This is a genomic window from Alteromonas sp. DYW1 (genome assembly GCF_059752595.1).
This window is the reverse complement of the sequence record NZ_CM186038.1, coordinates 1,351,793-1,371,322: the sequence shown is the minus strand read 5'-3', so window position 1 is coordinate 1,371,322 and position 19,530 is coordinate 1,351,793. Positions and strand designations below refer to the sequence as shown.

The window sequence follows — 19,530 nt, the reverse complement described above, 5'->3', positions numbered from 1 at the left end:
AACTAACGCGCAATTTAAACGATATCGGGGCAAGGGATGTTTGCTTTTACTTATTGATTTAACACGTTGTATTGAGATGTGTCTATTAGGAAACCAGCTTCTGAATAGGCTTTGACTATCCTTCCTTGTTGTCGCAGTAACGTCAATCCTTCTGACAGAGCTGCAAAGGCAGCCTTACCTTTTGGATGCTTCTTGCTGATCACAAAATGGCGACTGTCATTTAGTAAAAGTGCAGTATTAGGTACATGCTTCAAACGAATCGATTCTAACTCATAGTAAGGATCACCGTTGGAATTAAACGGCATCATTATGAAATCAATCATCATGTTAGAGACCAAGTTCGCCTGACTCACCCACTCATCTTCACGGATCAGCTCTTTGAGTGGCAGGTCTGATAGTGTTTTCCAGTCTGTTTGCCAACGGGGGGTGGATACTGCAGTAAAACGTCTAAGGTCATCGATATGCCTTATCGCGAAAATTGAAGGGTGTTCGGGACTCGCGAAAATACCTGCATAGTATTCTCCTTTACGAATGACTGGCGCAGAGATATAGACTAACTCAATTATCGCCTCCGCGTCAGATAACCAATAGGTATCGAAGCTGAGAAGCAGCCGCCCTTGCTCTAACAAACGCGTATTACGAAAGTTAACTCGACCAGGCAGGTATTGAAAAGGCTCATTAAAACCACCCGCAACTAACGCTTGCTGAGCGATAACCATATCAACGACATCACGCCGAATAAACTCACTACGAAAATTATCTATCGCGAGGACATTACGATCAGCAACAAAATTAATATAATTTTCATAGACGTCGTCGCGAATGTAGATTTGTGTTGCGGCCTCACTTTTAGGCCAAACATGAAAAAATAGAAGGACTATAATCATCCACATGGCCCTAAAATGAATCATGTCGTCCTCTCACATCAGTGACCTACAAATACCGACCAATCGCCATTTCAGAGCAAAAGCGCGGCTTCTCTCGCATAGCAACTCACTCAGTACCAAGATTTTTGAACACTTCCCCGCCCTTCATTACAAAACTCACGTTTTCTAGGACACGAATATCGGTTAAAGGATCACCGTTAACTGCAACGATGTCTCCCCATTTACCTGCTTCAATGCTTCCCAATTCATCGGCTTTACCTAAGTTATCAGCGCCATTGATCGTGCCCGCTTTAATGGCTTCCATTGGGCTCATTCCACCGTGCTCAACTAATAATCTAAATTCCACGCCATTCATTCCATGCGGTCCAACCCCGGCGTCTGTTGAAAGTACAATTTTAACACCTGCGCTATGCGCTTCTCTAACATACTGATTGAAATATTTTACGGCTTGTCCTGCTTTTTCTCGTTGTGCAGGAGTGAGAAAGCTTTGCGGATTGTCAAGTAATGGCATGATAGGCAAAAAAGCAGACATGGTTGGTGATAGGTAAGCGCCAGTTTCCTTGAACAATTGAATACTCTCTGCATTCAAAAAAGTACCATGTTCTATCGTATCAGCGCCGGCCCGCAACACGGCATTAATTCCCTCTGGTCCATGTGCATGAGCCGCTACTCTGCGCCCCAAAAGGTGTGCTGTTTCAACAATGGCTTTTAACTCGTCTGCAAAAAACTGTTGCTCCAATCCAGCATTACTCTCAGACATCACACCAGCAGTAGCCGTCAACTTTACATGGTCAGCTTTTCGTCTAATCTGTTCACGTACCGCTTTTCGACACTGTGCAACGCCATCGCATACGCCAGAGGTTCGCATAGCGTCAGCTATCGATTCTTTGAAGCTATGTGTGATATCGCCATGTCCACCGTTAATCGCTATAGGATGCCCCGCCACAAAAGTGCGTGGCCCCACAATAAATCCCTGATTAATCCCATCTCTGATCGCATAAATCGCATCATTAGTAAAAGCGCCCATGTCACGAACCGAGGTAAAACCGGCCATTAAGGTGTCTTTTGCGTATTTAGCACCTCGGATTGCCATATCTGCGTCAGACATATTGACCCAATTAACTCGCTCATTGGGTTGAAAATAAAGCGTTAGATGGACATGACCATCAATGAAACCAGGCAGAACAAATTTATCCTTTAGGTCGTGCAGCTCTACTTTATCTCCTTGCTCCAAGGGTAACGCCTTAGCATCAACAAACCCATTTTGAACAGCAAATACCTTGCCGTCTTTAAGAATAACACTTTGCGAACTTGTCACGTTTTCGCCAGGCACAGCCAGAAGCCTACCTGCATGCAATATGTCCCAATCAGCAGCCATCACTTTCGTGACTGAGCATATGAAAAATAAACCGAGAATAGTATTGGTTGTGCGCATATGAAGCCGTTCCTTGTTGCTAGTAAATAACCAAGTACTCGCTCAGTTACATTGTTAAAGACGATAAGTCGTTTGAGTATAGTACGAAATAATCTACGCCACACGATAGTGGGCCATTGCATTACCTTTGCGCTACTAATTGAAGAAAGTTTAGAGCAGCGGTGGTTTTCGAGACAACATACTGAGAATGTTAAAAGTTTGTTCTCAATCAATCTTTAAAAAATGGCATTCAGGAATAATCTAACTACACTGAAATTTACAACTATAACAACTGACAAGACATAACCCCCTGTTTAGCCAAAAGAAGTCTTAAAATCAGCGAGGACAATATGAATTATTTTGTTACCGGTATGACCGGGTTTATCGGACAGCAGTTTTTGGATGTCCTGAGTCAACGAGAAGGCAAAATTTATGCTCTGGTTAGAGCTGGTTCAGTAGAAAAACTTGAGCGCCTGCGCTACGAAAAAGGCATTGACGCGGAAAAACTCATCCCTGTTGTGGGGGATTTGGGTAAGCCCAATTGTGGTGTAGATGCCGATGCACTTGAACGCATTGATCACTTTTACCACTTGGGTGCTATCTATGATCTAACCGCTGATCAAGCGCAACAAAAAACCGCTAATGTAGAAGGTACGCGCGAAGCGCTGCACCTTGCAAAGCAACTTAACGTAACCTGCTTCCACCACATCAGTTCAATTGTCGCTGCTGGCTTCTATCCTGGCGTTTTCTCCGAAGAGATGTTTGATGAAGCCGTTGATGTAGATAAAAACCCTTATTTTGAAACTAAACATATTTCTGAAGGCTTAGTTAGAAATCAGTCTGAAGTCCCCTGGCGAATATATCGCCCAGCAGTTGTTGTGGGCAACTCGGAGACGGGGTGGATCAACAAGATTGATGGGCCCTACTACTTTTTTGAATTGATCAACACCATTTCAGAAGTATTGCCACGCTGGGTGCCGCTGCCGGTTTATCGCGGCAATGAGTTTAACATTGTCCCTGTTGACTTTATTGCCAAAGCACTCGATCACATAAGCCATAAGCCTGATCTAGATGGAACGTGCTTTCATCTAACAAACCCCAAGTCATCGCCGTTTGGTTCAGTTATTAACACCTTCTTGCGTGCGGCTAAAGGGCCCACAATGAAGATGGATCTTCCTGCCGATCGGTTACTCGACTTCTTGCCAATTGGCGCTCGGATGTTTCTAGAGAACAAAGTGATTGTCAATCGCGTAAAGACGCAGCTATTGGAAAATTTGGGGATACCCAAAGAAGTACTGTTAACTGAACATTTAAACACCCAGTATGATTGTTCTAATACACTAAAAGCACTTGCGGGTAGCGGTATTAGCGTACCACCGTTAAAGACATATGCCGCGCGGCTTTGGAATTATTGGGAGCAACATCTCAACCCTGCATTCCTCAAACCACAATATCTCAGCGATGTGGTTAAAGGGAAAACCGTAATGATAACTGGTGGCTCAGAGGGCATTGGCTTTGAAGCGGCCAAGATGTGTGCAGAAGCAGGCGCTAAAGTGCTATTGGTTGCAAGAACCCAAGCAAAGCTAGATCATGCCGTGGCGGAAATTGTCGATGCTGGTGGTGAAGCTGTGGGCTACGCCTGTGACCTGGCTGATATGAATGCGTGTGATGCATTGATTGATCAAGTACTCAAAGAGCACGGCTTCGTTGACGTGCTGGTTAACAATGCGGGACGTTCTATACGGCGTTCGTTAAACCTCACCTATGAACGCTTCCACGATTTTGAGCGGGTAATGCAGCTGAACTACTTCTCTGCCGTCAAAATAACCATGCGTTTGTTGCCATCAATGGTAGAGCGCAAACAAGGGCATGTAGTCAATATTTCGACCATCGCCGCTATGGGTAAAGGTAGCCCTCGATTCTCCTCATATACAGCGTCTAAAACAGCGCTGGACTCTTGGGCGAATTCAGCAGCGTTGGAATACGCAGGAGATAACATTGCGTTTACCAATATTCACATGCCGCTGGTCAGAACCAAAATGATCGCAGCGACAAAATCTTATTCAGATATTAATGTGTTGAGTACTAAAGAAGCCGTGCGCTTAATTAATGATGCTATTGTTTACCGCCCAGCAGAAGTCAACACCATGACTGGCACAATTGTGCGCCAATTAGGCATTCTGTCGCCGAAACTGAATAAGCTTATCTTCTCGACCTTATATCAGATCACTGATGACTCTGAGGCTGCGAAGGCCTCTGCACATCCGACTGCAGAGCAAGATAAGAATGTCGTAGCAACTAAGGCTATGGATGCCTTGCAACAGTTGCATCTGGACAAAGAGACGCTGGAATCAATCAACAATATCTTGCGTGGTTACCACACGTAGAAATAACCGCACTGGCCACTGGTTCTAGCGACCAGTGGTTTATGCATAGCAGACAATTGATGGTAAATGCTTTTGAGGTAAATCATGGCGACCAAACTTAATGCTCTGGATCTGGCGTTTTTGTCGTTGGAAAAACAGACAACACCTGTCAATGTAGCAAGCCTAACGATCTTACAAATACCGGAGAACTATCAAGGTAACTATGCCAGAGATCTCATCACTGAGTTAGAACAACAGCCGCCCGGCGAGCCCTTTAATCAAAAGCTTAGCTCAGAGCATGTGACATCCATGCCAAGTTGGATTGAGGACGAACAGTTCGACATCCATTATCACGTAAGACACTCCGCCTTGCCCAAGCCTGGTACCCAAGAGGATTTGCTCGAACTCATATCCCGCATGCACAGTCGCCTGTTGGACAAACAGCGTCCGCTTTGGGAGTTCTACCTGATAGAGGGGCTTGAGGGAAATCGTATTGCTATGTATATGAAAATGCACCATGCATGTATTGATGGCATGGGTGGCGTTGAGTTAATGGAGAACTGCTTCAGTCTAGCAGAGCAAGACCAGGTGATTGCGCCATGGAGCGGTTTAAAAAAGTCAAAGAAACCGGCTATACAAGCGGAAAAATCGAGTCTCACCGGAACGGCAATCAATTTTGGTAAAGGCGTTAGCAAAGCAGGCAGTTTAGTGCAGGATCTGTCCAAACTATTTGCCAATCAAGGCTTAAAAATTGTTGGTCTCAAGTCAGACAAGGCACCAGTCCCCTTCACTGCACCTAAATCTCTGTTTAATGTCCCTATCACAGGTACCCGGCGCTTTGCGGTGAACGCTATGGACCTCAACGAAATCAAAGCGGTAGGTAAACAAGCAGGTGCAACCGTTAATGATATGATCCTAGCCATGTGCTCCGGCGCATTGAGACAATACATGAAGGACAGGCAACAATTGCCCGACAAGCCGCTTATCGCCACGGTCCCCGTATCCGTAAGGCAATTGCACAGAACGGGCAATCAAATTACGTATGTCATGGCCAACTTAGCCACCAATGAGGGGGATTCTCTCAAACGTTTGGCGAAAATAGGTGAATCAACTAAGAGTGCTAAGGAAGAAGTTCAAGAGGTAGCGATTGAAGCAGCCACTGGGTTTGCCGTTATCGCACAGGGCTTTACTGCGGCACTCAATCAACTCAACATAACGGGATTTGTGCCGCCCCCCGCTAATGTGACAATTTCGAATGTTCCTGGCCCCAAACAACCGTTGTATTTCGGGCGAGCCAAGCTCACAGCCATGTATCCGTTATCAGTACTGATTGATGGGCAATCGTTAAATATCACGGTGGTCAGCTATTGCGATACGATCAGTTTCGGCTTTATGGCCTGCCGTGATGTTTTGCCGGATGTGGATGTATTGGCAGAATATGTCGATGAGGCCTTCGAGAGTATTAAACGTCGCCTAGCGCTCAACGAATTAATTGGCAAACCACTGTAACCAGCGCGTGGCGTCTGTCGCTAAATCTCACCACGCCGCTGCTCTAATGTCAGTTTAATTTGATGGGCCTTTTCTTCGGTTAGGTCGTACTTCCACATCACCAGTATCGCCAGTAAGGCTGTTGCGGCAGGTATGACAATATCCGCAATCCGAAGTTTGGTCATGGTTTCTACTGTTTGTACTGCAGCGCCAGCATCAAAGCCGACAAGTTTCAACACCACCCCCGCAAGAAACAGTGCCAAGGCCTGCCCAAGCTTAACCATTAACCAATAGATAGCACCAAATGTTCCCTCTTTGCGCGGCATACCGTTATTTAACTCATCCAAGTCACATACGTCAGCTGTCATACTCATCATAAGCGTAAATAGACCGCCAATACCAAATGACATTAACGGAATAGGCATAAATATTAACCATGGATTCTCGGGATTAAAGCCATACCATTTGAGGCCATATCCGACCACAGAAATTAGCGTAGAAATAATAAAGGCTTTGCGTTTACCCCAGGTGTTAGCCATCCAGCTAACGATTGGAATAACAAAAAAAGCCGTCATTACAGCGCTCAAAGTAGCAAACCAAGCTGGCCATGTGCCAGCCGCGCCATAGTCACCATTAAACATATGGAAAACAATAATAAAATAGCTAAACGATGCCACTAGCTGGAAACCATTAAAGACCAGGAAAGTAGCGCCGCACACTCTTACAAAAGAACTATTCTTGAACGTTTGCAGGATGTTTTTGAAGATTTCTTTAATATTACTCCAAAGGTTCTTCAATGAGATCTCGGCGCGGTCTTCGATTTTATCGCTATCGATACCTTTACAAAATAATCCTGGCAATATACCTAAGACAATGCAGCCTCCCGCAACCAACAGAGACAATGTTTGCACGCCTTCAGCTTGCGTTGGGAAGATGGAGGGATCGGCTATCAGCACCCAAAACCACGGCACAATCATCCAAGCAATCTGGCCCATAAACTGCGAAAACGCCATTAGACGGGTGCGCTCATTATAGTCAGCAGTGATTTCATAGCCCAAACCAACAAATGGCGTAGCGTAGATAGTATTCCCAATCGTGAAGGCCAGAGAAAAACCCAAGAAATACCAAAAGGTAAAATCGTCATTCCAGTCTGGGTTCATTTGCCAAAGCACAGCAAACAGTGTCCCGCTGAGTATTGCACCAATGACAATGTATGGCCGACGACGCCCCCAACGCGATTTGGTGTTATCGGTAATAAACCCCATGATCGGATCGGTAATCGCATCTAAAAAACGTGGGATCGCGCCAAGTATGCCAGCAGTGAGCGGATCAACGCCAAACCCCGTGATCAGAAAAAATGAAAACACACTTAGTGCCGACGGCAAAAAGTTGAGAACAAAAGTACCTGCACCATAGGCGGTCTTTTGCCCCAAGGGGACGCGATCTTTTTCGGCGGTAATATAATGAGACATTTATTTCACATGCAATCCATTGGATTAACGCAATGTAAACGAAGTTGTTGCACAACTGTTAATCTAAAATCATTAAATTAGATGATGTGGCTTTGAATTGCGGTGAGGTGGACTTAGCACGCGAACATTTATAACCGGTAATGGCTAAAGTCCTATAAAAAAACAAAGCTACGCTGCAAATTGCCCCAGCTAAAGACTGCTATTGAATTACTTGCCCATCGTTTTTTTACAAACTGAATACCTGAATTAACCCTACTTCACCACCCGATGACTTAGTGTTCCCTCCGATAACAAAAACCGTCGAAGCAATCCGTGCTGATGCATTATGTCGACTGGGTAGATAACCAATATCAACTTCATGCCATTGTTGCGTTTTCATATCAAACATAAAAGTTTGGTCGAGATCATCATAATTGCCAAACGTGTAGAGCTTGTCGTCGACTACGGCAATCGAGTTAGCGCTAAATCCGCTTCTCAGGGTTTATTGCTTCTCAACGAGTTTCGCCTAGAATTTGGTGACTCTAAATATTTCAACCTCACTCAGAGCAACAATGCCTGGCTGCTCATCAAAGCATTCATGCATCAACCGTTGAGATATTTTATCCGCCACGTTCGGATCAAGAATAATCGTTTCGATCTTTACAATCCTGAATTCATCAACCAATGACAAATGTTGCGACTGATGCAAATGAAATGAACCGTTTCCGCCCCCCTCAAAAATGGAGAATCCTTTTGCCCCTTCCTGCTCGAGTACTTCCAATACATGCTCTTCAAACACTTTTTCTGTCGTAATTGAGATTTGTACAGCTTTATATTTCATTATGTTTTCCATGATTCTGTGTTTTAGAATACCCAAACAGCCATTTGTGTAAATAGTGGGATACCGATCGCAATACAAATAGGCGTGCCAATGCTAGTCGACGAGCCAATAAACGCAGATGGATTTGCTTTAGGCAACCCAGCTCGCAGAGTTGGAGGCCCTGAAATGTCTGAGCTCGACGCTGCAAGAACAGCCATTAAGACAACACCGCCAGGACTGAAACCGGTTAATTCATGGGCAATAATACCAAAGCAAAATGCGATTCCACCGTGGACTAGAGGTGCGACAACGGCATAAACCGCATACCAATGGGCTACTCGACGCAATTCAGATAGTCGCTGCCACGCTTCAATCCCCATGATAATCATTAGAATAGACAAGAATCCACGAAATAGTGGTTCATAAAAACTGTCGTAGACAGACTCTGGTTTGGTGAGTAATCCAAGCAGCAGACCCAAGATCAATGCCGACAACGCCGCCCCTTGTAGGCTATCTTTGATAACTTCGCCTACAGAGACTTGTTTTTTGTGGCTTGTTTGCGCATCAATTTTCGATTGTTCTGATTTTTTCTCACCAGCCATTCTGCCTAACACAATGGCAGCGACTAAAGCCGGTATGTCCATGAAAGGATAAAGTGCCGAAACCCAAGCTTCGTAGCGCATCCCAACATCATCTAAATGTAACATTGCAGCAGCAAACGTCGATGCGGATACTGCACCAAATAAGCCGGCAGTAGCAATTGCATCTACTGGCTTTATACCCGGTAACTTAGCGAGCGTAAATCTCCCCAAAAAGACGATAATGATACCGATACCGACACACATTAGTGCTGGCAGTATTATTTCGGCAAAATTTGCATCTCTTATTTCAATACCTCCACGCAAGCCTATTTTCATCAACAAAACAAAAACAATGAATTTATAAACCTGCTCCGGAATAGTTAAGCGACTGCCTACAGCAGCCATGAACATACCGCCTAACAAAAATCCAAGGGTCGGCGTTTGCAGGCCTTTTATTATGAGTTGCAAAAAATTCAGTAGTAAATCCATTGGTTCAAACGTCTCTGCTGTAAACAATCAATTTGGCAAGAACGAAGCGTGCTTGCCTAGTCAGTGGCGCGAATTATGCCTTGCAAGAGAAATATAAATAAAATACATATATCCTATGTAAAACATACATTATTTAGAACAATAGGGTTATGAGTAGACTCAATTACCACCATCTCTATTATTTTTGGCGCGTGGCGAATGGGCAAAGTTTGACCAAAGTTGCTAAAGAACTTCACATTTCGCAATCTGCGCTATCCACTCAAATACAAGCGTTAGAAGGTCGTTATGGGGTCCAGTTATTTGAACGTTCTGGCAGAGTACTTAGGGTAACTGATGTTGGACAGCAGGTACTAAGGTTTGCAAATGATATATTCAGTAGCGGAGAGCAGCTCGAGCGGTTGCTACACAAAGGCATCGAGGTTAACACCAGTGTTATCAATATTGGGGTGTTGTCGCATCTGTCGCGAAACTTTGTCGATCGCTTTATAGCTCCTCTATTGCAAGAGTCAAATCTTGAAATAAATATATCATTAAGCGGGATGACCGAGCTATTGGTCGGTTTAGCTAACCATGAATTTGATTTTATCTTAACTAATCGAGTTATTCATGAAACCGCGCCTCACCAACAATGGCAACATACCAAAATTGATCAACAACACGTTGCTATCGTTGGACCTCCACACGCGCAACCAAACGCAAAATTCCCTGCAGCGTATGAAAAAGCAAAGTGGGTACTACCTGCAAAGACCACTGAAATCCGATCGGCCTTTGATGCGTTATGTGCTGAACAACAATATACTGCTGACGTAGTCGCAACGTCTGACGATATGGCTATGCTAAGACTGCTTGCAAGGGACAGCGGTGCGCTGTCAGTCCTGCCTCCGCTAGTCGTACGTGATGAGATAGGACAGGGAGTTTTAACCGTTTTTGAAGTATTGGAGAATATAAACGAAAACTTTTTCGCAATCACACTGTTGGGGCGTCGCCAATCCGATAGAGTTACCGAGTTACTAAATAAAACCACGACTATTAGTTGATTCGATGCCCCCTTGCAGAAGCATTTGACCGGCTAGCTTCGGTAATGATTAAACACGATTCAACTCACAACCTGCATCCACAAGACTCTGCTCACTTCACAAGCCCTTACAAAGAAACAATGAGCTTTTGACTATTCGATAGGATCTAGCTTTTTGGCGTCATCAGGCTGCACTTTTTGCAGCCTGATGACGTCACGCTAGAGTGTTTCTTCCAACCATTTAAAGAATTCTCGCTGCCACACAATGCCGTTCTGTGGTGTAAGAACCCAGTGATTTTCTTCTGGGAAGTACAGGAACCGACTCTTTAACCCGCGCAATCTAGCGGCTTGGAAAGCTTGTATCCCCTGCCCTAGAGGTACACGGTAGTCCTTACCATTATGGATAACCAACATTGGACTATCCCATTTATCAATATAATTAATAGGATTAAACTCAGCATAAGCTTTTCTCGCGGCAGCATTATTAGTTTCCCAATACGCACCACCGAAATCATGATTTACGAAAAATAATTCTTCCGTTGTACCGTACATGCTACGCGTATCGAAAACGCCACAATGAGAGATAAATGTCTTAAATCTACCATTGTCATTGCCGGCCAAATAGAACGCAGAATAACCACCAAAACTGGCTCCAACAGCTCCTATACGATCCTTGTCTACATAAGACTCTTTGGCAATATCATCGATGGCATCGAGATAGTCTTGCATTGCTTGCCCACCCCAATCTTTACTTATGTCCTCATTCCATTTAACCCCATGACCGGGCATGCCGCGGCGATTGGGAGCAACCACAATGTATCCTTGTGAAGCCATTACTTGGAAGTTCCATCGAAACGAATAAAACTGCGACAGCGCGCCTTGCGGACCACCCTGGAGGTACAACAAAGTTGGATATTTTTGTGACGCATCGAAATTAGGTGGATAGATAACCCAAACAAACATCTCTTTACCGTCTTGTGTTGTAACCATTCGCTCTTTTACTGTAGGTAAATCAAGCTCTGCATAAAACGCCTTATTCACCGCTGTCAAAGCAACTAAGTTTTGTTTTTTTATATCAAAGCGATATATCTCTGTAGCGCTATTCATACTGCTGCGGGTGACGACAATGTGGTCGTCTAAAGCTGCCACGATGCCATTCACATCAAACATTCCGCTAGTTAGTTGTTTTACTTGCGGTTTTGATTGAGTGCTAACCGCCACTTCAAATAATTGAACCGTTCCGCCCGTCGGTGCCACAAAATAGATCCGCTTTGCATCATGACTCCATTTGAAACTATTAACCGTGCCATCCCAATGAGCAGTAAGATTTATCTCAGTGCCGTTGAGCTTAACAATGATGTCGTTTTTATCAGCTTCATATCCGGGAACATCCATGCGTAACCATGCTAATTGGCCTGTTGATGAAAACGCGGGATATTTGTCATAACCGAGATTATTTTCGGTAATATTGAGCGTTTCCTTGCTCGCCAGGTTATAGCGATAAATGTCGGTATTAGTACTCGTTACATATTCAGACCCTGATAGCTTTTTACTGACATAGTAAATATTTTCTCCCTTAGGGCCCCAAATGTAATCTGCTGCGCCACCAAAAGGTGCCGTGGGTGTAGCGAAAGCTTCTCCCGCCATAATGTCGACTTTCTCTTCGCTGGCTAAGTCTTGGTAAAATACATGGTTAAAGCTTCCATCATTCCATGTATCCCAGTGGCGATAGTTCAAATCATCAAAAACATAAGCATTGGCTTTACTTAACTCCGAATACTTATCGACGGCCAATACGGTTTCCACTTCCACAGATTGATGGAATAACCGCTTGCTACCATCGGGAGAAATTTTATCGTTCTGCAGGATACCTTGATATGCATCTAACAGTAGTGGCGCCCCTCCCTTAATTGGCACCTGATAAACTTTGCTACTAAAGTCATTATTCGCAACATTGGGCGTGGTAACCCGGTAAATGACATGAGTTCCTGCGTTGTTTAAGCCCAGTGGGCTGACTCGCTGAACTTGCCAAAGCTTTTCAGGCGTCATCACCTGTTGAGCTGAAACACTGATGCTTAGTGATAAAGCCAAGCCAACCATAACAAGAAGACGATTAAACACCTATACTCTCCAAAAAATTAAACCGATCCTAGCCTACATAAATCAATTTAAAGTTACTAGACGACTTTCTACCTCAAGCAAATGAAGACTTATTCACTAGACCGATAAGGTGGGCTCTTGACAACAATAGTCACCTACAACACGAAGGAAGGTATTACTAAAAGTGCAAGACGAACGTCGCCTCTTTGCTTATGGGATGGTGTTAATAAATAGATTTTCTAAGGATATCAGGAATAGAATTGGTCGGTGTGAGAGGATTTGAACCTCCGACCCCTGACACCCCATGACAGTGCGCTACCAGGCTGCGCTACACACCGACCGAAGCGCGCATTCTACTGATTTTCCGTTTTAAAGCAAAGGGTAATTAGCCGCAATCCAACGCTATTCACACGATATCAGACTAATTGTTGAATTCTTGTACAACTTTCAACCCAGGTGCCGATAGATAAATTGTAAATATTCCGGATCATCAACTACTTTTAGAACAGATACCCTACAGTGAAGTTGTTTTAAGTTGTTTTTAAATAGGTAAATCAAGGAGTCTATTCAGCATGCGGAACAATCAACCAGTCACGCAACGGGAATATAAAATACCTTCCGATTACCGTCTTATTTCCTCGACTGATTTACGCGGCCATATTAAATACTGCAATAACCAGTTTATTGAGGTCAGTGGTTTTGAGCGTGAGGAACTGATTAACCAAAATCATAACTTAGTCCGCCACCCGGATATGCCAGAGGGTGTTTTCCGAGAAATGTGGGCTACCCTGCAAGCTGGCAAGATTTGGATGGGATTGGTCAAAAACCGACGTAAAAATGGTGATCATTACTGGGTTTCAGCATTTGTCACCCCAGTCTTTGAAAGCGGTGAGGTTGTTGGTTATGAATCGGTTCGTGTACCTGCCCTGCCGGCTGAAATCGAGCGAGCCGAGGCTCGATATGAACGTTTACGTGCCGGTAAATCAAGCACTAGCCTTGGTGAACTAGCTTGGCATTATGCGAAGAAAACATTGCCAACCTGGGGGATTGGGTTACCTATCGTTATTGTTTTAGGCCTTTTAAGCGGCTGGTCAGCCGCGTTGATTGGCTTGATTGGGTTCTGTTGCTCTGCAGTTTGGCAAAGTATAGTCACCACAAAAGACTGGGAAGATTTAATGAATTTGAGCCCAGACTCGTATAGTAATCCGGTAGTCGCACAAACCTATTTTGACGATTACGGTGCTCGCGCCAGAGCTAAATTAGTGCTTGGTTGTGAGCTGGCACGCACTCGAACAGCCTTGACTCGTACGTCAGATGCCGTTGGTGGTCTCGATGGCGTTGCCAATAGTACTCACGAGCTGGCTGAAACAACCAGTGCTATTGTGTTGAAGCAAAACGAAGCCACTCAACAAATTGCCTCGGCAATTACTGAAATGTCCCAGGCAATTCAAGAAGTCGCTGAACGTGTTGAGTTAAATGCGAATAGCGCCAAAGCAGCTGCGAAAAACGTGCAGGATGGAAATCATAAAGCTGAAGAATCCATGAGCGCTATTCTTGAACTGCGGGATGCGGTGTCAATAATTTCACAAACAGTAAAAGAGTTAGCTCAATCTACTTCTGATATTGGCGAGGCTGCGAGTATTATTAGTAGTATTGCTGACCAAACCAACCTGCTTGCATTAAACGCGGCAATTGAGGCTGCTCGGGCTGGAGAACAAGGCCGCGGCTTTGCTGTGGTCGCAGATGAGGTACGATCGCTGGCATCCAAGACCCGCGAATCAACCGATCGCATCCATAACATCATTAAAGAGTTGTCAGAGCGTTCTGAGCGGGCAGTTAAAGTGTCGGATGATGGTATGCATGCAGCAGAACGTGGCACGGCTATTGTCGAGGAGACGCGCGCCACCCTCAACGAAATCAATCAAGCTGTGGTCGGGATCAGTGATATGACCATTGAAATGTCATCCGCAGTTGAAGAGCAAAGCACAGTGGCTGAACATATTAATCAGCAAATAGTTCAAATTGCCGAAGGAGCAGTGGAAACAGAGCACTCAACCAAGCGCTCACTGGAAGCCACACGTAAATTACGTCGCACAATCAGTGACGTCAATTCGGTAATTGCACGCTTCTCAAATAAGAAAAAAATTGGTTATGACAGCTAGCAATACATGAAGATTTTATGAAGTTTAGCGCTTTCGGTGTACAGATGTACGCTGAAAAGCTACACTTGTTATTCATTGTCGAATATTTTTCTTCTTATGCTACCAAAGAAATCAATCGCCATGGATCATGGCCACTATTCGCCCGTTGAGGAGCTACTCAATGCCAGTACACATGCGCTTGGGTTTTGCCTTGCCATCATAGGACTGATTGCTCTTAGCGCAAAAAGCGATAGTCCCGTTGAATATGCAACTGCGCTTGTGTACGCAACAAGCCTTGCTGCAATGTTTATATCTTCAACGATTTATCACTCCGTTAAAGACCTCCACTGGCGCAAGGTCCTACGGAAAATTGATCATACCGCAATTTATTTATTAATTGCTGGCACTTATACACCGTTTATGGTGCTTGCGGTTGGCGGATGGATAGGTACTGCGGCACTAATTACTGTTTGGAGTATTGCCGTCGCAGGCATTGTTTTTAAAACGACTGTTGGTCATAAATATCCAAAAATTAGTGTGACGACCTATGCAGCATTAGGGTGGTTTGCTATTTTGTTGATCTACCCTATCTATCAGTCACTTTCTGCCGGTGGTTTTACCCTTTTGGTTGCTGGCGGGCTCTGTTACAGCGCAGGGATCCCATTTTATATGTTAAAAAGCCGCCACTACACGCATGCTATTTGGCATTTGTTCGTAGTTGCTGGTGCAGCCTGCCATTTCTTTGCTATCTATTACCACGTAGTTTGATGCAAAGAGCTACTTTTCAGTCTGATAATTAACTCTTATCATCCGCGCTGATCCGGCTAGCGACTGCGCTGTCCTGGCCTTTGTATTTTGCGTCTAATCGAGCATTGTAGGGTTTTTCTGCTGGATTGGATAACACTTCAAATGACAAGGCGCCGATTTTCATACCCGGCTTTAAGGCCAAAGGTAATTTACCGCTATTGAAAAACTCTAATACAATATTACCCGACCAACCTGGGTCAATCCGGTGCGCAGTAACATGCACCATTAAACCCAATCGCGCCAGCGACGAACGCCCATCAAGCCAGCCAACGATATCGTCGGGTAAGGTGACTGATTCTAAGGTTACCGCTAACGCGAGTTCGCCTGGATGTAAGAAAAAGGCTTTACCTTCAGCGACTTGTATTTCGTCACTCATCACTGAATTCAAGGCTTCCTGCATTTCTTCTTTTTTGCCACTGAGATCAATGTAAGGCGCCGCATGATCTTCAAACACGCGGAATTTATTACCCAAACGAATATCCACAGTAACACCGCTGATCTGGTCATAATCAGGTGTTGGGGTAATGGCAATTTTGCCTTCCTGCAAATGCTTGTATATATCGCGGTCACACAAACGCATGTTATACGTCTCCATTTAATTCGTCGCCTGAGCAGCGACCTCGCGTATTATGCTTGGCAGTATTCACGCAAGCAATACCTTGTGTTCGATTAAGATTTTTGCACTACCGATATTGGCTCACCACGCACCACCTTTGCCGACTCAGGATGCACCTCAAGATCAAATGCCAGTTGTTGTGACAACGTTCTTGCGGCTTGCAAATACGCCTGAGCCAATGGACCTGAAGGATCCGTTTGTAATAAGTTCTCGCCACTATCGGCGTGTTCACGGATCCGAATATCCAAAGGTAACGCGCCAATCAATGGAATATTGTGCCGATCAGCCAAACGTTGTCCGCCTTCTGTAGCAAATATGTATTCACGCTCTCCACACTTGCGGCATTGGTAATAGCTCATATTCTCAATCAACCCTAATACCGGAATATTCACTTTCTCAAACATCGCAATACCTTTTGTCGCATCCGCTAAGGCTATATCTTGTGGTGTGGTAACCACAACGGCAGCTGTTAACGGCACTTGCTGCGACATAGTAAGTTGAATATCTCCCGTACCTGGCGGCATATCAACCAATAAGTAATCCAACACTGGCCATTGTGTTTCATACAGTAATTGATGTAATGCGCGGCTGGCCATGGGCCCCCGCCATACTGTCGCGTTTTCCGCCGGCACCAGATACCCAATTGAATTCGCAACAATTCCGTGAGCGGTAACCGGTTGCATATGCTTGTTGTCTTCGCTACGGGGGTGTTCTTGCGGATTGCCCAACATAATTGGAACAGATGGACCATAAATATCCGCATCAAGAACCCCAACTTTCGCGCCTTCTTGCTGTAGCGCATATGCAAGATTAACAGTGGTCGCCGACTTTCCGACGCCGCCTTTGCCCGATGCAATGGCAATGATGTTTTTAACATTGAGCACGGGGGGCTTAGCGCTTTGCATGACGGGAATTTGTGTGGTTACTTGGATAGCGGGCATGGTTAGCTCAGTGAAACGCTGTGCCCATTCGGCTTGTAACCAATCCAGCAGAATATCTGTTTGTGAAGTCGCGGCAAAGGGCAAGCCAACGGTTATAACGTCGTCTTCCACACTGACCCAAGCACTCGGCTTACTATGATCAACTACAAAAAATTCTGCCAATAACGAAACTAAATGTTTCTTTAGTGCATCTTCGCTGGATGTTGATCGAGAAAAAATCCCCACTGTTGTCTCCTTAGATCGCCGATAAAATGCGCGAATCTATCGCATTCATAGCGCTTAATTTACGGATGCAAACAAACCGTGTTTACGGTAGTATTTGCAGCTATTTTTTTTAACCCAATTGCTCGGAAATACATGTCAACCATCGATCCGTCTTTATCGTCAGGCAAGCAACGCCGAATTCTGGTAACCAGTGCGTTACCCTATGCTAACGGTTCTATCCATCTAGGTCACCTGCTAGAACACATCCAAACGGATATCTGGGCTCGCTTTCAGCGCATGCGTGGCCATCAATGTTACAGTGTGTGCGCAGATGACGCGCATGGCACACCGGTTATGCTTAAAGCGCAAGAGCTGGGTATTACCCCCGAGCAAATGGTCGCCCAGACCCGTGCCGAACATCATCAAGATTTACTCGATTTTTACGTCGAATATGACAATTACTACGTCACTCACTCAGATGAGAACAAAACTCTGTGTGAAGAAGTCTACAACCGTCTGAACAGTAATGGTTATATCAGTACCCGAACCATCAGTCAGCTTTTCGACCCAGAAAAAAACATGTTCTTGCCCGATCGGTTTGTCAAAGGTACTTGCCCTAATTGCGGCGCTGAAGATCAATATGGCGATAGCTGCGACGTATGCTCGGCGACCTACAGTCCAACTGAAATTAAAAATCCGCGTTCGGCAGTTTCCGGTGCCACTCCGATCTTGAAAGACTCAGAGCATTATTTCTTTGACCTGCCACAATTTGAAACCATGTTAAAGGAATGGTTACGCAGTGGCGCTGTGCAAACCGAAATGGCGAATAAGCTAAATGAATGGTTTGAACAAGGACTACAACAGTGGGATATCAGTCGCGATGCGCCTTATTTCGGTTTCGAGATCCCAAATGCACCCAATAAATACTTTTATGTTTGGGTAGATGCTCCTGTCGGTTACATGGCCAGCTTCAAAAACCTGTGCGATCGCGAAGGCATTGATTTTGATGCCTATTGGCTAAATGGCAAAGATACCGAGCTTTATCACTTTATTGGTAAAGACATCACGTATTTCCACTGCCTTTTTTGGCCTGCGATGCTTGAGGGCGCGGGGTTCCGGAAGCCAACGGGTGTTAATGTTCACGGTTTCGTTACCGTCAATGGCGCTAAAATGTCAAAATCGCGCGGGACATTTATTAAAGGCCGCACCTACCTTGACCATCTTAATCCAGAGTACTTACGCTACTACTTTGCATCAAAGCTAAGTGATGCCGTTACCGATATTGATTTAAACTTTGAAGACTTTGCGCAAAAAGTTAACGCAGATTTAGTCGGTAAAGTGGTTAATATTGCTAGCCGGTGCGCGAGCTTTATTACCAAGCGCTTTAACGGCAAGCTTTCAGCTAACTGTGCCGATGCGGATTTATTAGCTGCATTTACCAATGCCGCTGAGTCAATTGCGAAAGGCTTTGAGACACGCCAATATCATAAAGCAATCCGAGAAATAATGGCTCTTGCGGACCGTGCCAACCAATATATCGATGCGCAGGCACCGTGGGTCACAATTAAGGATGAGGATAAGCAAAGCCTCACACACGATGTTTGTTCATTAGGTATCAACTGTTTCCGTATTTTAGTGACTTACCTCAAACCGGTATTACCGAAATTAGCTGAACAGGCAGAAGCCTTTTTAAATGATACGCTAACTTGGGAAAGTGCTTCTCAGCCTCTCTATGAGCATGCTATCAATAAATTCAAGCCGATGATGCAACGCATTGAAATGGATAAAGTTAACGCTATGATCGAAGACTCAAAAGAGACCATTACACCAGAAGCGGCAACGCCTGCAGCACGCGTATCAGATCCGATCGCTGAAACGATCAATTTTGATGATTTTGCCAAAATTGATTTGCGCATCGCTAAAATTTTAACAGCAGAGCACGTTGAAGGAGCTGACAAGCTATTGCGGTTGGAGCTGGATATTGGTGATGAAACTCGGCAAGTTTTTGCTGGAATAAAATCTGCCTACCAACCGGAAGATTTGACTGGCAAGTATACGGTAATGGTGGCTAACTTGGCCCCGCGTAAAATGCGCTTTGGCCTATCTGAAGGTATGGTTTTAGCGGCAGGCCCAGGCGGCAAGGACTTATACATCCTAGAGCCACATAGTGGGGCAAAACCGGGCATGCGGGTTAAGTAAGCTTCCCCAAA

15 protein-coding genes and 1 tRNA gene are annotated in these 19,530 nt (G+C 44.8%); 6 read left to right on the top strand and 10 right to left on the bottom strand.

Annotated features, from left to right (window positions below):
- Window positions 1–50 precede the first annotated feature (50 nt).
- Complete coding sequence (locus AC121Z_RS06135) at window positions 51–887, bottom strand: hypothetical protein (protein WP_498127418.1); 837 nt, start codon at window positions 885–887, stop codon at window positions 51–53.
- 106 nt (window positions 888–993) lie between these two features.
- A complete protein-coding gene (locus AC121Z_RS06130; protein ID WP_498127416.1) occupies window positions 994–2,322 on the bottom strand; it encodes a metal-dependent hydrolase family protein in 1,329 nt (442 codons plus the stop codon).
- 329 nt (window positions 2,323–2,651) lie between these two features.
- Here AC121Z_RS06130 and AC121Z_RS06125 point away from each other — a divergent pair, with 329 nt between their 5' ends.
- Together AC121Z_RS06125 and AC121Z_RS06120 are read left to right on the top strand one after the other, a co-directional pair.
- Window positions 2,652–4,688, top strand: coding sequence for an SDR family oxidoreductase (locus AC121Z_RS06125; RefSeq protein ID WP_498127415.1), 2,037 nt, complete (start codon window positions 2,652–2,654; stop codon window positions 4,686–4,688).
- 84 nt (window positions 4,689–4,772) lie between these two features.
- Window positions 4,773–6,176, top strand: a complete 1,404-nt coding sequence (locus tag AC121Z_RS06120) for a WS/DGAT/MGAT family O-acyltransferase (RefSeq protein ID WP_498127414.1) — start codon at window positions 4,773–4,775, stop codon at window positions 6,174–6,176.
- Window positions 6,177–6,196: 20 nt separating this feature from the next.
- On the opposite strand, the gene AC121Z_RS06115 is transcribed toward AC121Z_RS06120, so the two are convergent.
- The 4 genes from AC121Z_RS06115 to AC121Z_RS06100 form a co-directional block, all read right to left on the bottom strand.
- Window positions 6,197–7,627 carry an MFS transporter gene (locus tag AC121Z_RS06115; protein WP_498127413.1) on the bottom strand — a complete coding sequence of 477 codons (1,431 nt, stop codon included), beginning with the start codon at window positions 7,625–7,627 and terminating at the stop codon, window positions 6,197–6,199.
- Window positions 7,628–7,853: 226 nt separating this feature from the next.
- Entirely contained in the window at window positions 7,854–8,015 is a 162-nt protein-coding gene (locus tag AC121Z_RS06110; protein ID WP_498127412.1) for a hypothetical protein, read from the bottom strand.
- Window positions 8,016–8,132: 117 nt separating this feature from the next.
- A complete protein-coding gene (locus tag AC121Z_RS06105; protein ID WP_498127411.1) occupies window positions 8,133–8,447 on the bottom strand; it encodes a P-II family nitrogen regulator in 315 nt (104 codons plus the stop codon).
- A 23-nt stretch (window positions 8,448–8,470) separates the two neighbouring features.
- Window positions 8,471–9,496, bottom strand: coding sequence for a sodium-dependent bicarbonate transport family permease (locus AC121Z_RS06100; protein WP_498127409.1), 1,026 nt, complete (start codon window positions 9,494–9,496; stop codon window positions 8,471–8,473).
- 149 nt (window positions 9,497–9,645) lie between these two features.
- Between AC121Z_RS06100 and AC121Z_RS06095 the strand changes: the two genes are divergently transcribed.
- Window positions 9,646–10,533, top strand: coding sequence for a LysR family transcriptional regulator (locus AC121Z_RS06095; protein ID WP_498127407.1), 888 nt, complete (start codon window positions 9,646–9,648; stop codon window positions 10,531–10,533).
- Between the two features lie 197 nt (window positions 10,534–10,730).
- Here AC121Z_RS06095 and AC121Z_RS06090 read toward each other — a convergent pair whose 3' ends face one another.
- Entirely contained in the window at window positions 10,731–12,632 is a 1,902-nt protein-coding gene (locus tag AC121Z_RS06090) for a S9 family peptidase (protein WP_498127406.1), read from the bottom strand.
- Window positions 12,633–12,872: 240 nt separating this feature from the next.
- Window positions 12,873–12,949: transfer RNA gene (locus AC121Z_RS06085), tRNA-Pro, on the bottom strand.
- Between the two features lie 234 nt (window positions 12,950–13,183).
- Between AC121Z_RS06085 and AC121Z_RS06080 the strand changes: the two genes are divergently transcribed.
- Both AC121Z_RS06080 and trhA read left to right on the top strand, forming a co-directional pair.
- A complete protein-coding gene (locus AC121Z_RS06080; RefSeq protein WP_498127405.1) occupies window positions 13,184–14,773 on the top strand; it encodes a methyl-accepting chemotaxis protein in 1,590 nt (529 codons plus the stop codon).
- Between the two features lie 120 nt (window positions 14,774–14,893).
- Window positions 14,894–15,520, top strand: coding sequence for a PAQR family membrane homeostasis protein TrhA (gene trhA, locus AC121Z_RS06075; RefSeq protein WP_498127403.1), 627 nt, complete (start codon window positions 14,894–14,896; stop codon window positions 15,518–15,520).
- Between the two features lie 28 nt (window positions 15,521–15,548).
- On the opposite strand, the gene dcd is transcribed toward trhA, so the two are convergent.
- Both dcd and apbC read right to left on the bottom strand, forming a co-directional pair.
- A complete protein-coding gene (gene dcd, locus AC121Z_RS06070) occupies window positions 15,549–16,139 on the bottom strand; it encodes a dCTP deaminase (protein ID WP_100656885.1) in 591 nt (196 codons plus the stop codon).
- Window positions 16,140–16,228: 89 nt separating this feature from the next.
- A complete protein-coding gene (apbC, locus tag AC121Z_RS06065; protein ID WP_498128163.1) occupies window positions 16,229–17,335 on the bottom strand; it encodes an iron-sulfur cluster carrier protein ApbC in 1,107 nt (368 codons plus the stop codon).
- 138 nt (window positions 17,336–17,473) lie between these two features.
- Between apbC and metG the strand changes: the two genes are divergently transcribed.
- Window positions 17,474–19,519 carry a methionine--tRNA ligase gene (gene metG / locus AC121Z_RS06060; protein WP_498127401.1) on the top strand — a complete coding sequence of 682 codons (2,046 nt, stop codon included), beginning with the start codon at window positions 17,474–17,476 and terminating at the stop codon, window positions 19,517–19,519.
- Window positions 19,520–19,530 lie beyond the last annotated feature (11 nt).